The 13,593-nt window shown below is 52.2% G+C and carries 10 protein-coding genes; 6 read left to right on the top strand and 4 right to left on the bottom strand.

Going from position 1 to position 13,593, the window contains the following annotated elements; translation table 11 throughout:
- Positions 1-62: 62 nt before the first annotated feature.
- Positions 63-1,454 carry an ATP-binding protein gene (locus FRIGORI9N_RS10610; RefSeq protein ID WP_159570588.1) on the top strand — a complete coding sequence of 464 codons (1,392 nt, stop codon included), beginning with the start codon at positions 63-65 and terminating at the stop codon, positions 1,452-1,454.
- Here FRIGORI9N_RS10610 and FRIGORI9N_RS10605 read toward each other — a convergent pair.
- Positions 1,440-2,075, bottom strand: coding sequence for a response regulator transcription factor (locus FRIGORI9N_RS10605; RefSeq protein WP_159570585.1), 636 nt, complete (start codon positions 2,073-2,075; stop codon positions 1,440-1,442). The two genes, FRIGORI9N_RS10610 and FRIGORI9N_RS10605, sit on opposite strands and share 15 nt — an antisense overlap.
- Positions 2,076-2,260: 185 nt before the next feature.
- On the opposite strand from FRIGORI9N_RS10605, the gene FRIGORI9N_RS10600 reads away from it, so the two are divergent.
- Together FRIGORI9N_RS10600 and FRIGORI9N_RS10595 are read left to right on the top strand one after the other, a co-directional pair.
- Positions 2,261-2,593, top strand: coding sequence for a BON domain-containing protein (locus FRIGORI9N_RS10600; protein WP_159570582.1), 333 nt, complete (start codon positions 2,261-2,263; stop codon positions 2,591-2,593).
- A gap of 58 nt (positions 2,594-2,651) precedes the next feature.
- Entirely contained in the window at positions 2,652-3,077 is a 426-nt protein-coding gene (locus FRIGORI9N_RS10595; protein WP_159570579.1) for a response regulator, read from the top strand.
- A gap of 13 nt (positions 3,078-3,090) precedes the next feature.
- Here the strand turns inward: FRIGORI9N_RS10595 and hmpA are convergent, their stop codons facing one another.
- Entirely contained in the window at positions 3,091-4,233 is a 1,143-nt protein-coding gene (hmpA, locus tag FRIGORI9N_RS10590) for an NO-inducible flavohemoprotein (protein WP_236550870.1), read from the bottom strand.
- Positions 4,234-4,444: 211 nt separating this feature from the next.
- Here hmpA and norR point away from each other — a divergent pair, with 211 nt between their 5' ends.
- On the top strand, positions 4,445-5,998 hold the full coding sequence (norR, locus tag FRIGORI9N_RS10585; RefSeq protein ID WP_236550869.1) for a nitric oxide reductase transcriptional regulator NorR: 1,554 nt from the start codon (positions 4,445-4,447) through the stop codon (positions 5,996-5,998).
- Here the strand turns inward: norR and cphA are convergent.
- Positions 5,995-8,613, bottom strand: coding sequence for a cyanophycin synthetase (gene cphA / locus FRIGORI9N_RS10580; RefSeq protein WP_159570573.1), 2,619 nt, complete (start codon positions 8,611-8,613; stop codon positions 5,995-5,997). The two genes, norR and cphA, sit on opposite strands and share 4 nt — an antisense overlap.
- A gap of 34 nt (positions 8,614-8,647) precedes the next feature.
- Positions 8,648-10,792: an ATP-grasp domain-containing protein gene (locus FRIGORI9N_RS10575; protein WP_159570570.1), complete on the bottom strand. Its 2,145-nt coding sequence runs from the start codon at positions 10,790-10,792 to the stop codon at positions 8,648-8,650.
- Positions 10,793-11,008: 216 nt separating this feature from the next.
- Between FRIGORI9N_RS10575 and FRIGORI9N_RS10570 the strand changes: the two genes are divergently transcribed.
- Both FRIGORI9N_RS10570 and FRIGORI9N_RS10565 read left to right on the top strand, forming a co-directional pair.
- Positions 11,009-13,132: an ABC transporter ATP-binding protein gene (locus FRIGORI9N_RS10570; RefSeq protein ID WP_159571793.1), complete on the top strand. Its 2,124-nt coding sequence runs from the start codon at positions 11,009-11,011 to the stop codon at positions 13,130-13,132.
- Positions 13,125-13,592, top strand: coding sequence for a DUF1854 domain-containing protein (locus FRIGORI9N_RS10565; RefSeq protein ID WP_159570567.1), 468 nt, complete (start codon positions 13,125-13,127; stop codon positions 13,590-13,592). The genes FRIGORI9N_RS10570 and FRIGORI9N_RS10565 overlap by 8 nt, the downstream gene beginning before the upstream one ends.
- Position 13,593 lies beyond the last annotated feature (1 nt).

The raw sequence follows: 13,593 nt of genomic DNA, 5'->3' as shown, positions 1-13,593 counted from the left end.
CTTGGGTTGAATCAAAGCCGGGCCACCTGAGAAGTGGCCTTTGTGCGTCTTTAAAGGTCTGTTTGAATAATTCTGTTCACTCGTCAATTCGATCCGTGCGAAGCCAGATTCGGCATGGTCGTCCCTATTGGCTTTTCATCTTTGGTTGCGCCATGGTGCTGGCCTTGTTGGGCATCACCTACACCCATTCCAGAATGAATGCCGAGGTGATGGCCATGGCCGAAATCAATCAAAAAAGAATTGATCGCCTTGATCAGTTGTGGGTTTTGCTGGTGGATGCCGAGGCCAGTGCCTTGTCGTTCCTGCTGATGCGCAACGACGTTTATCTTGAGCCCTACCGCAGCACCGCAGCCCGACTGGAGCCGTTGATGGCTTCCATGAATTTTGATATTCCACCAGGTTCAGATGATCATGCAGACTTGCAGGCTTTGAAGCGCCTGGTTGAGGCGAAGTTTCAGTATCTGGGCGAAATGTTGAGCCAAGGCAAGGCACCAGTGGCTTTGTCGGAGGAGCACGGGGAACTTGGCAAACAACTGATGGACCAAATTCGTGTTCGACTCGCGATACTGAAAGCGCGGCGGGAAAAGGCTCATCAGGACCTTGAGAACATGTATTTGGCAAGAGCCGACAAAATTCAGTATGTGGGCTATGCCTTGGGTATTGCGTCCCTGTTGTTGATTGTTGGTTTGTTTGTGGTGCAGCAAAGGCAGGTGGCCCTGCGGGCCCGCATTCAGGAGCTGTTGAAAACCGAAAACAATCGCCTTGAAGCGAAGGTGTCGGCGCGCACACTGGAGTTGACTAACCTGGCCAGCAACCTGACCACTGCGCAAGAGGAGGAGCGCCAGCACATTGCCCGTGAGTTGCACGATGAAATGGGGTCTGCACTGACTGCAGCAAAAATGGACGCTGGCTGGCTACGCCGTTCGCTAGGCGGGCAATTGGCAGACGATGTGCAAGAGCGCTTATTGCGCTTGATCGAGAATATAGGCAGCACCATTACGCTGACGCGCCGCTTGGTGGACGATTTACAACCCCCCTTGCTGAAAGGTTTGGGGTTGGTCGAGGCACTGCGCTCACTTGGGCAGCAATTTGAAATTGATTTGCCGATTGAAATGAGTTTCCCGGATCGTGAATTGAATCTGAATGCTGAACAGTCTTTGGCATTGTTTCGCGTGGCACAAGAGTCGCTGAACAACATTCGAAAATACGCGAAGGCCAGCCGGGTGTGGCTGAGTTTGAGTGAGGAGGCGGGTGAGGTGTGCCTGAGTATTCGAGACAACGGTGTTGGATTTGATACCCAAGACATTGAATTGCATGGTCACGGCATTGCCGGAATGAAACACCGTGCCCAAATGTTCAATGGAAAGTTGCTGTTAAGCTCGAGCCCGGGTCAAGGAACCCGGATCAAAGTACATCTACCCATGATCAAAGGCATGTGTTCAGGCAAAGATTAATCCATGCTGGTGGGCATAAGTCGCAAGTTCGGCATTGCTGCCAACACTCAGTTTCTCAAGCAACCTGGACCGATAGGTGCTGACTGTTTTCACACTAAGATGAAGTGCCTCGGCGATCTGTGACACGCTTTCGCCTTTCGCCAGTCGAATGAACACCTGCATTTCGCGCTCCGACAATTGTTCATGAGCGGTTTTTTCTGCTTCTCCCATCACTTCACGGGCAAGCAGTTCGGCCGTGTTGGCAGAAATGTAGCGGCGACCCTGTGCAACGGTGTGTATTGCATTGATCAGGTCGTTGCGATCGCAGTCCTTGCACAAATAGCCGCTTGCGCCACTGCGAATCATGGGCAGGGCGTACCGGTCTTCCGAAAAGCTGCTAATAATTAATACCTGTGTTTCATCGTGGCGTTGTTTCACGGTTCGAAGCAGGTCGATGCCGTTTTGATCAGGCAGTGACAAGTCGAGCATGAGTACGTCGCAGGGGTGTTGTCCAAGCAATGTTTTTGCTTCTTCGGCGCATGCGGCTTCGAACTGAATGGACATTCCCAATTCTTCATTCAGCATTTCGCGAAAGCCAGCGCGCACAATGGCATGATCATCAACAATGGCCAATCGAATCATCTGTGTATTCCTTTTGGGGTTGTAAATCATTGAGGCCAGACTATTCCTACAATTGAATCGTCCTTGTCGGACAGATCTCAGTTTTGCCCCTCAGTAGTATTGAACGCATGAAGCCTGATCAATACATACCTTTGATCTTGATTTCTTGAAAGTAGTCAGTTCAAACACTTTGAAGGAGTACAACTATGAAAACATTGATCACACAAACTTTGATTGCTTCTGGTATTGCTTTGTCTGCGTTGAGCCCAGTCTATGCAGCAGAGCAGGGTAAAGAGCCCCTGAAAGCCGTAGGGCAGTATGTGGACGATGCCACCATTACCACCAAGGTGAAAGCAAAACACGCTGAGGACAAAACAGTAAGCGCTTTGCGTGTTCATGTGGAAACCAAGCAAGGCGTGGTGGTGTTGTCAGGCGAAGCCAAAACCGAGGCCGAGATTGATCGTGCCGAAGCGTTGGCCAAGCAGGTGGAGGGCGTGAAAGCTGTCTCCAATTTGATTGAGTTGAAGCCCAAGTCTTAACGGGCTGTCATGATGCCTCGCCGGCCTTCTCGCTGGCGGGGCGTTTCAGGTGTCTGCCATGAAACAAAACTGTATGGATCAGCTCCCCTTGCGTGTGCTGGTGGTTGAAGACTCGATCGAGTTGCAGACCATGTTGCAGGCGATGCTGTGTGAAATTCCCAGTGTGCAGGTTATTGCAAGTGTGGAGTCCGAGGAAGCGGCACTTGCGACAATACGGAATGAATGCGCTGATTTGGCAATCGTTGATTTGGAATTGGAATCAGGTACCGGGCTGGGTGTGTTGAAGAACCTCCAGCAAAGTCTGGAGATGAATCCGCACCCGGTTAATATTGTGGTGTTTTCCAACTACTCCAATTTGGTCATACGGCACCGGTGCTTAAGCCTTGGTGCCAAGGCTTTTTTCGACAAATCGTTTCAAATTGATGAGTTGCTGGAGTTTGTGCAGGCTCAAGCCTCTGGCAAAGCCAAAGGCTTGTCGGCTTAGTTCCTCAAATCAATCAAATGGCTTGCGCAGGGCCGAAAAACTCAAAATGCTGACGGTCGGCAGGCACGCCCAGTTTTCCGAGCATGCTTTTCACTGCACCCATGAAACCAACTGGTCCCAAAAAGTAAACTTGTGCATTGTTGGGCAGGTTGTTTTCAATGGTTTGGGCTTTGATCAAGCCATGCTGATTTTCATAAACATACTCGGTGGTGATATTGCTGTGTTGAGCCTTCAATTGCTCAGTCAGATTCTTGAATGAGTGCTGCGCTACGTTCTTGCAGGCATGAATGAATCGAATCTCGCGCTGGCCGGCAACAGCTTTGAGCATGGCAATGGCGGGTGTCAGCCCCACGCCTGCGGTAATCAACACCAGTGGGTCTTTGCTGTCATCGAGTACAAACTCGCCACAGGGCGGGCTGAGTTGCACGGTGTCGCCCACAGCAAATTCATTGTGAAGGTGGTTGGACACCATGCCACCTTCTTCGCGTTTTACCGAGATTCGGTAGTGCTCCCCATTGGGTGAGTCAGACAGGGAATAGTTGCGCATGATGCTTGTGTCATTGATATTCAAGTGCAGGGTAATGTATTGCCCTGGCTTGAAGGTCATGATCTCTTTGCCGTCCACCGGTTTCAGGTAAAAAGATGTGACCAGTTCGCTTTCTTGCTCTTTCGCGGCAATTCTGAAAGCGCGTTGCCCCTCCCACCCTCCAGCGGACATGGCTTGTTTGGCATACAGGTTGGCTTCTGCATTAATTAAAATATCGGCCAGTTGGCCGTATGCGGCTGCCCAGGCGTCGATAATTTCGGGGGTGGCTGCTGCACCCAGTACTTCTTTCATGGCCTGCAGCAGGCATTCGCCCACGATAGGATAGTGCTCGGCCTTAACGCCCAGTGCCACGTGTTTGTTCACGATCAGGGTAACCGCACCCATCAGCACGGCTGGGTTATCAATGTGCTTTGCATAAGCCAGTACCGCATTGGCCAGTGCACGCGGTTGGGTGCCTTTTTGCTGGTGAGCCGGATTGAAAAAAGTGGCTGTAACCGGGTATTTGCTGAACATCAGTTTGTAAAAGTGCGTGGTCAAGGCCTCGCCGCCCTGTTCAAGTGCGGGAATGGTTGCCTTGATCCATTGTTTTTGTTCGGTGCTCACTGACATGTTGATGTTCCTTTTTCGCGTGATTGTAAATTGACACATGCTTCTCGGTGACAAGTACTATCAAGATCCATGCCAGACGTTAAAATTTTTTTAAGCTATTGATTAATATAATTAATTGATAATTATGGATTTGTTAAATATTTCAAAAGATTGTGCTAAAAACAATGTACTATTATTGTTAATAACACAATAATTGTTAAAGTGACAATATATGGAAATGTCCAGTTTTGTGATGGCGGTGATCGAGGACTTGGGCGCTGACCTGGATCCGCAGACCCGGTATGCACGTTATGTGAATTCATTGGCAGCGGCATTGCCGGGCAACGCGTGTGCCTTGCTAAAAAAGGAAGGCTCGGCCTTAAAGCCACTGGTCGTTCGGGGTTTGACGCCGGATAGCCTGGGGCGCCGCTTTGAATTGAATGAGCATCCCCGCTTAAATGCGATTGTCACTTACCGGGGGGTCACTCATTTTCCAAACAAGTCCACGCTGCCTGATCCCTACGATGGTCTGCTGGAAGGGGTGCATGCGGGGGATTTGACTGTGCACGATTGCATGGGTTGTGCCCTGCATGTCAATGGCAAGTTGTGGGGTGCGATTACCCTTGATTCTTTGAAGGCAGGGGTGTTCGACGTCAAAGTTGAGCGGGCCATGGCCATGTTCGCCCGCTTGGGCGAGGCTGTGGTGCATTTGGCTGAATTGAACGAGCGAACCTTGACCAACTTGAAGCTGAGTCAGGGCAATGGCAATGCTTTGCAGGCACTGGAGGGCGTTCAATTGTCTCGCCGGGAAATGATTGGCGACAGCAAACCCATTCGCGATCTAAAGCATGAAATTTTGACCGTTGCCAGTAGTCAGTTGGCAGTACTGATTCATGGCGAAACCGGTGTAGGCAAAGAATTGGTTGCGCAGGCTCTGCATGCCATGTCGAGTCGCGCCAATTTACCCTTGGTGGTGATTAATTGCGCAGCTTTGCCTGACCAGTTGATTGAAAGCGAGTTGTTTGGTCATGTTAAGGGTGCGTTTTCCGGGGCTGAGCGCGATCGCCAGGGCAAGTTTGAATTGGCCAACGAGGGCACCTTGTTTCTGGATGAGGTGGGCGAGTTAAGTGCCTCTGCGCAGGCCAAGCTGCTTCGGGTGCTCCAAAGCGGGCAAGTGCAGCGTGTGGGCAGCGACAGGGAGCATCGGGTTGATGTTCGCATTGTTGCGGCCAGCAATCGCGATTTGTCTGCCGAGGTGAAAGCAGGGCGCTTCAGGGCTGATCTGTATCACCGTTTGTGTGCTTACCCTTTGCACATTCCCCCTTTGCGTGAGCGGGGCGACGACGTGGTGTTGCTGGCCGGTTATTTTCTGGAACAAAACCGCAGTCGGTTGGGGTTGCGAAATCTTCGTTTGGGTCGTGGTTGCGAAGCGGCCTTAAAGCGTTACAACTGGCCGGGTAATGTGCGAGAGCTTGAGCACACATTGGGGCGCGCAGCGTTGAAGGCACGCCGGGATGAAGCGGGCCCCATGGTGACCGTGGAGCTTGAGCACCTGGACCTTTTGACCGAAGCAGGGCAGGAACATGTTCGGCTTCATCGTCACCCAGACATTGCAATGAGTACCCCGATGGGTGGCATGGATTATCGCGATGCCGTGGATGAGTTTTCAAGAAACTTGATTCAGCAGGTGCTGAAGCAAACCGATGACAATCGAGCCGCAGCCGCCAGACAACTGGGGCTCGATTCCGGTAATTTTCACCGCATGTTAAAGCGGCTTGGTATTTAAACTGCAGCGCGCGTGGCTTCGGCTTCGCCGCTTGTGTTGCCTTGCAGGTACTGCAGTGCTTCATTCACCTGGTCGATCAACACCAGCACCAGGTGATCCGGTGCGGTTTCATCCAGTGCCATCTGGATGGCTTTGAATTCACCGCGCACCTCCACCACCGATTGTTTTTTATCGCTGCTGGATTGGGCAATGCCTTGCTGCAGCAGGGCGAGAGTTTCACCGTCTGGGCGACCACGCTGGCAGGCGTCCTCATACAAAATAATGTGATCGAAAAAGCCGCCCACCAATCGACCCTGTTCGATAATGTCCTGGTCGCGGCGATCGCCTGCAGCACTAATCACCACCGTGCGTTTGATCGCAGGTATGTTTTTCAGTGTGTTCACCAAAGTAGAGACCGCATCGGGATTGTGGCCGTAATCGGCAATCACTGAGCCACCTTTGTGCTTGAAAAAGTTAAAGCGACCAGGGACGGTGTCGGGCGTTGACTGAAAACTGCCCAGTGCTGCACGGATGGTGTTTAAAGGCACATTCAGGGCCAATGCTGCAGCAACAGCGCACATCACGTTTTGCACCTGGAAGGTGAATAAACCATTGTTGGTCAATGGCACATCCATCAGGTCGATGGTTTTCTCGGTGTCGTCATAGCTGATATTGATGACCCGACCATCGTGAATAATCACGGGGCGGCCTTTGGCTTTGTGTGCAGCAACAATCGGATTGTCGGGGTTGCTGGTGAAAAACAGCACGCGGCCCGGTGTCAGCTTGGCCATGTTGGCGGCATGTCGGTCATCGGCATTCAGCACGGCAAGCCCTTCCGGGGCTACGTTTTGCACCAGCACGCTTTTCAGCAAGGCTAGGTCTTCCACGCTGTCAATAAAGTTCAGGCCAAGGTGATCACCTTCGCCAATGTTGGTCACTATGCCTACGTCGCACATGTCAAAGCCCAGGCCTTCACGCAACATGCCACCACGTGCGCATTCAAGCACCGCAGCGTCTGCTTCGGGGTGAACCAAAACTTTGTGGGCACTTTTCGGGCCACTGCAATCGCCTGTGTCAATTAGGTGACCATTCACGACAACACCCTCGGTGCCCGTAAAGCCGACACGCAGGTTGTGATAGCGCAAAATTTGTTCAATCAGGCGAACGGTGGTGGTTTTTCCATTGGTGCCGGTCACCGCCACCACTGGAATTCGACCGTTTTCGTCTTTCTTGAACATCAGATCGATGACTGCTGCGCCGACATCGCGGCCCTTGCCAATCGAGGGTTCCAGGTGCATGCGCAAGCCAGGCGCTGCATTCAATTCCACAATGCCACCACCTTGGGCTTCAAGTGATTCATCTACGCGTTCGCACACGACATCAACGCCGCACACTTCAATGCCGATTTGTTGTGCGGCTTGAATGACCATTTCTGCCATGGCGGGGTGCACGTTGTCGGTGACATCGGTTGCGCTGCCGCCGGTACTCAGGTTTGCATTGTTGCGCAGTACGACTCGAACACCTTGCCCGGGTACTGCTTCAGCAGTGAAACCCTGTTTCTTGATCCGGGCTATTGCGATTTCATCGAGCCGAAGTTTGCTCAGCGCACTGCCGTGGCCCTCGCCGCGCAGTGGGTTGCAGTTTTCGATTTCAATGAGTTGCGCAATTGAATTGACGCCGTCGCCCACTACAGATGGAGGCTCGCGACGTGCTGCGGCCACCAGTTTGTCTCCCACCACGAGAAAGCGATAGTCATGGCCAGGAATGAATTCCTCCACAATGGGTACACCACTGCCGTGTTTTTTGGCGGCATCAAATGCAACGCGCAAATGTTCTTCATCGACAATATTGACGGTTACGCCTTTGCCTTGGTTGCCGTCGCTGGGCTTGATCACCACCCCTTTTTTGGTGGTTTGGGTCAGTTCGCGAAACGCCTCTAGCGCTTCCTCGAAAGTTTTGACCAGCTTGCCCTTGGGGGTTGGAATACCCGCGGCAGACAAAATTGTTTTGGTCAGGTCCTTGTCTTGCGCAATTTCTTCAGAAATGGCGCAGGTGGTGTCTGTTTCCGCAGCCTGGATTCGGCGTGCTTTTGAGCCCCAGCCCAATTGCACAAGGCTGCCCTGTGTCAGGCGGCGAATGGGAATGCCCCGGCGCAAGGCTGCATTGACAATTGAGCCGGTACTTGGTCCAAGTTTGCAGTCCTCAAAAGCCTCTTTCAACCGTTCAATGGCTGATTTCGCGTCGAAGTCTTGCCCGGCCAGTGCAGCCAGGATAAGTTGGTGAGCTTCTTCAAAGGCAGCACGCGCCAATTCTTCTTCTTCGTACTGTACCACCACCCGAAAGTACCCTGTGGTGATGTTGTCGGCCACATGGGCGAAGGTGACCTGCGAGCCGGCCTCAACCTGAAAGCGCAGGGCGGCACGGCTTAAAATGTGAGCCAGTGCAATATTGCTTTGTTCGAACCCGGTGGCCCGCAGTGAACCAATGCCGGGCAGAGCGCTGCGTACCCGCATTTCAATGTTGGCGAACCGATCGTACAAGCGTTCATTTTCTTCACAAAACACCAAGGCTTCCATGCTGGTGTTTTTGCTCCACAAATTGGGGCCGCGCAAGGCGCGAATGCGTTCAATTTTCATAATTTTTCAACCTGTTGTGTGCATCGGCATGGGGTCAATAGCGCTGCCGAAGATCGGCGCGCAGCAGGTGGTGGGGCACATCCATCGCCCAGCCCGCAGCAGCCAGAGCCAGTGCCTTGGTTAAATTCACAGGGGGCTGTCTCAGGGGTATGGGACTTCTTTGTTCGGCTTCCGCCCGGGGACCCATGAAATGGATGTTCTCGCTTTGATAAATCACTGCCATACCGCCATTTTTGACATGTTCGGTAACAATTGGGTTGTCAGCGCTGTTGCTGATCCAGATTACCTTTCCATCGCACAGGTCTTTCAAGGGTAACAGGCTGACTTCGTCTGCATTCACCACGGCGTGACCACTAGCCAGCACCAGGTCCACCAACGTGCGCATCACATTGAAGTGCTGCTCTTTGGTGAGAATGTCCCATTCGTTCAGCCCATCCATTGAACCCATGCTGGTAATGACCGCCAGGCTTGATCGGTCAAAAGGCAGGCCTTCCGATAAAATTGTGCTGGCTTTGACCTGCATGACCAGTGTGTCAAGGTTCTTGTTGATCAGGCAATTTCGACCCGATTGCCAGTTGGCTGAAGGTGCTTTGTTAATGGTGCGACCGTTCATGACCAAACCCTGGTCGCAGGCCAAGCCTACTTTGTGGCCCTGGTCTTCAAGAATTTCGGTGAGTTCGGGGCCGAAACCATCGATTTCCTTGCCGCCCGAGTAAGAAATGGTGGGAATTCGACCATTCGCATCACCGGGGAACAGCGACTCAATAATGGGTTTGCCCACGTTGCGTGCCTGCCCCCTGGCGGGTTTGATGTGCATTAGCAGCCCAGGGCCAGCATTGACTTCGACCACAGCCAGCGATTGCCCTTTGGGGGACTGGTCAATGTGCTCACACACCAGGTCGATACCCGCCACGTCCAGCCCAACAACACGCGCAGCCATGCAACACAGTCGCGCAATTTCAGGGTGAATCAAATCGGTCACATCTTCAGAGGCGTTGCTGTTTCGCTCGATGATGACCTGTTTGTCGAGGGGAATGATCGAATCGGCTTGATAGCCTTGTCGCTGAACTTCCAGCGTCACCACAGGGTTTGAGGCAATGCGGATTGTTTTAAGTGGCGTGATTTCTGTTTCACCGCGCCGTGGATCGGCATTAATTTGCAGATCGATCAAATTTTGCAGTGTAGATTGGCCATCGCCTTTCACGCTGACCAGCTCTCCACGCGAAACTGCGGCGATTTGGTAGTTGACCACCAGCACACGGTGCTCCACACCCCGTATGAATTTCTCTACAATTACGCCGCTGTAGCTTTCTTCATAAGCCAGTGCCCAGGCTTTTTGTATGTCTTCCTGTTTGTCCAGCTCAAGTGAAACCCCGCGGCCCTGGTTACCATCCACTGGTTTAACCACCACAGGCAAGCCGATTTCCTGCGCAATTTCCCACGCGCGTTCGGCTGTCTTTGCAAACGCACCCTCGGGAACCGGCACGCCACATTGAGCCAGCAATTCCTTGCACAAGTCCTTGTCAGCGGCAATGCCCTCAGCAATTGCCGATGTTTTCGACGTTTCAGCTGTCCAGATTCGCTGTTGTTTGTTTCCATGGCCCAATTGAACCAGGTTGCCATCGTTCAGGCGAACGATAGGAATGCGCCGTTCATAGGCGGCGTCTAGAATATGTTGGGTACTTGGTCCCAGGCCATGCATGTCACAGTGACGTTTGATCACTTTCAGCTCGGCTTGTAAGTCGTACTCGGTGCCCTCAATGGCAGCGTGTAACAGCCGCACACCGGCCTCCAGGCAAGCCATGCCGACAACAGGATCGGGGGTGCGAAACACCATTTTGTAAACACCGTCTTTGCTGGTCATTCGGGCTTTGCCGAAACCGACCTCAAGCCCGGCCTGGGTGTGTAGTTCAATGACGATGTGTTCGAGCATGTGCGCAGCATAGGTGCCCTCGCGCACGCGCAGCAGAAAACCGCCTGGTTCACCAATTCCGCAGCGGTGGTCAACCAAACCGGGTAGCAAAGCCGTTAATCGCTCGTAAAAGCCTGGCAGCAAGTTGGATGGAAACTGTTCCAGTTCCTGTATGTCCACCAACGCCTCGATACAACTTCGATAGGTCCAGATATTTGGGCCATCAAGCCACATGGTTCGGAGTATTTCAAGGCGTTTTTGCGTCATAAGCTGAGTGCCGGCAGGTTTGTTTTCTAGGATTGGATTTTCGATCAATGTTAACTCCGTGTCGCTGGAAATAGTGGTGTAACATCAGCGAATTCGCGAACTGAGGGGGTAATCTCATTGAAAATCGTTGGATTTTCACCGTCTGAAAACGAAGTACAACGACTTTCAGAGGTATGGGCCGCAAACACGCCAACCCAAGCGGTGTTTGTCGCTGACATGAATACTCGGCGTGAGTTTTCTCGCAGCCTAGTAGCCTTTAACGCCCATGAATTAATTGTGGTAGACAGGGACTCGCAGGCGCCTGTTTTCAAAGCACCTTTCGCGAGCATTGAAAAAATTTCGATGTCTGATCATTCCGGTCTTTCAACGGTCTTGATTCAGGTTGACTCCGGGCAGGTATTTTATTTCTACGCAAGCTTCAGTTTGCATCGCGCACTTGAAGAATTCGTTGAGCTGCTTGAAACCGCTGTGCGCGAATTTGAGCAGGGCATGGCGCACACTGCCCAAATTCAGCATCCAGTGCCACGTTTGCTCGCCGAAGATGAGTTGGACGAGGCCGGTTTTGACGAGCCAGTGTCCTCTCGTGCCTTGTTGCGTTTGTGGCAGTTTGCGCACCCCTATCGCTGGCGTCTGTTTGCCGGGCTGGTTTTGACTTTGCTTTCCACTGCGGCAACACTTGTGGCGCCCTATCTTTCCATGCCGCTCATGGACGAGGTACTGATTCCATTCCAGAATGGCCAACCCATGAATACCGAGCTGGCCACATTTTATTTGAGTGCTTTGTTAATTTCCTCCGTGGTGGCTGCGGTGCTGAGCTGGGCCAGAACCTATTTGTTGGCTTTGGTTTCTGAGCGAATCGGTTCCGATTTAAGAACCACCACATTTAACCACTTGATGAGTTTGTCGCTTGATTATTTCAGCGCAAAACGCACCGGCGATTTAATTGCGCGTGTCAGTGCTGAAACCGATCGAATCAATTTGTTCCTTTCGCTGCATGCCCTCGATTTCATCACCGATGTCATCATGATTGTGATGACCGCCGTCATCTTGATGAACATTGATTTTGAGCTGGCTTTGCTGACTTTGCTGCCTTTGCCGGTGATTGCCTGGATGATCCACCTGGTGCGTGAAAAATTGCGCACTGGGTTTGAGAAAGTGGATCGAGTGTGGGGAGAAGTCACCAACATTCTTACCGATACCATTCCCGGTATTCGCGTTGTGAAGGCTTTCGCTCAGGAACGCAGGGAGTCGGATCGCTTCCTGAAAGCCAATACCCGTAACCTGGAGGTGAACGACCGAATCAACAAAACCTGGTCACTGTTTGCACCCACGGTTAGCTTGTTGACCGAGTTGGGTATTTTGGTGATTTGGGCCTCGGGCATTTGGATGATCATGAACAACGACATCACCGTGGGTGTGCTCACGGCGTTTCTGGCTTACATAGGTCGTTTTTATACGCGGCTCGATTCCATGAGCCGAATTGTGTCAGTGACCCAAAAAGCGGCAGCTGGCTCCAAGCGAATTTTTGACATTCTCGATTACAAGTCCTCTGTGCCGGAAGCTGAAAACCCGGTGAAAATCGATCAGCTCAAAGGTGAGCTGGAATTGCGCAATGTGTCCTTCCGCTATGGCAGCAGGCAAGTGCTCGACGGTGTCAGCCTGAAGGTCAAGCAGGGTGAGATGGTTGGCTTGGTGGGTCACAGTGGTTCGGGTAAATCCACTTTGGTGAATTTGCTGTGTCGTTTTTACGATGTGAGCGATGGCGCTGTATTGGCCGACGGTATTGATATTCGCCAGATCGAGATGGGAAGTTATCGCCGCAACATTGGTTTGGTATTGCAAGAGCCGTATTTGTTTTTCGGCACCATTGCAGAAAACATTGCGTATGGACGCCCCGATGCCACCCGTGAAGAAATTATCGCAGCGGCTCGATTGGCACACGCGCACGAATTTATTTTGCGACTGCAGCATGGGTACGATTCTTTGGTCGGTGAGCGTGGTCAAAGTTTGTCGGGCGGTGAGCGCCAGCGCATTTCGATTGCACGCGCACTGCTAATTGATCCGAAAATCCTCATTCTGGACGAAGCCACCAGCTCGGTTGATTCTCAAACAGAAAAGGAGATCCAGAAAGCCTTGGACAACCTGGTGCAGGGCAGGACAACCATTGCGATTGCACACAGACTTTCAACGTTGCGCAAAGCCGACCGCATTGTGGTAATGGACCGTGGCAAGGTGGTAGAAGAGGGGCCGCACGATGAATTGCTGGCAGCGAAGTCGCATTTTTGGCATTTGCACCAGACCCAGGAAAAACTGAAGCAGGAGCAAGCCCAATATGAATGAATGGCGATTGCGTGAATCAACTCAAGGCAAGTTGGCCTTGTACAAAGGCAATGCACTGGTGGCAGACCAAGTCATGCCGGTGCTGGCATTTCCTTTTTCCGCGCCTGACGAAAGTATTTCAATTGTGGATGAGTACAGCAAGGAACTGGCCTGGCTGGACCGGCTTGATCAACTGGACGCCGACTCACAAGCAGTGGCGAAAGAGTACCTTGCTGTGCGGGAGTTCAGGCCCTCGGTGCTGCGAATTACTTCGGTGTCCACGTACTCCACGCCAAGCATCTGGACCTTGGAAACCGACAAAGGGCCCTGCAAGTTTGAGTTACCCACGGATGAAAGCATTCGACGACTGGGTGGTAGTCGCCTGGTGCTGACCCATGCAAACGGCATGCAGTTCATTGTCGAAGACATGTTTGCGCTGGACGCCAGAAGCCGGCAAATCCTTGCCCGGTTTATGGCTTGAT

This window comes from Limnobacter sp. 130 (genome assembly GCF_902506325.1).
Taxonomy (GTDB): domain Bacteria; phylum Pseudomonadota; class Gammaproteobacteria; order Burkholderiales; family Burkholderiaceae_B; genus Limnobacter.
The sequence above is the reverse complement of the archived record's forward strand: the minus strand, read 5'-3'. Positions and strand labels throughout refer to the sequence as shown.

Bases quoted from the DNA above. Each gene is read 5' to 3' on its own strand.
- FRIGORI9N_RS10605 (WP_159570585.1), bottom strand. From the start codon at position 2,075: ATGATTCGATTGGCCATTGTTGATGATCATGCCATTGTGCGCGCTGGC.
- FRIGORI9N_RS10600 (WP_159570582.1), top strand. From the start codon at position 2,261: ATGAAAACATTGATCACACAAACTTTGATTGCTTCTGGTATTGCTTTG.
- FRIGORI9N_RS10595 (WP_159570579.1), top strand. From the start codon at position 2,652: ATGAAACAAAACTGTATGGATCAGCTCCCCTTGCGTGTGCTGGTGGTT.
- hmpA (WP_236550870.1), bottom strand. From the start codon at position 4,233: ATGTCAGTGAGCACCGAACAAAAACAATGGATCAAGGCAACCATTCCC.
- norR (WP_236550869.1), top strand. From the start codon at position 4,445: ATGGAAATGTCCAGTTTTGTGATGGCGGTGATCGAGGACTTGGGCGCT.
- cphA (WP_159570573.1), bottom strand. From the start codon at position 8,613: ATGAAAATTGAACGCATTCGCGCCTTGCGCGGCCCCAATTTGTGGAGC.
- FRIGORI9N_RS10575 (WP_159570570.1), bottom strand. From the start codon at position 10,792: ATGACGCAAAAACGCCTTGAAATACTCCGAACCATGTGGCTTGATGGC.
- FRIGORI9N_RS10570 (WP_159571793.1), top strand. From the start codon at position 11,009: ATGAATACTCGGCGTGAGTTTTCTCGCAGCCTAGTAGCCTTTAACGCC.
- FRIGORI9N_RS10565 (WP_159570567.1), top strand. From the start codon at position 13,125: ATGAATGAATGGCGATTGCGTGAATCAACTCAAGGCAAGTTGGCCTTG.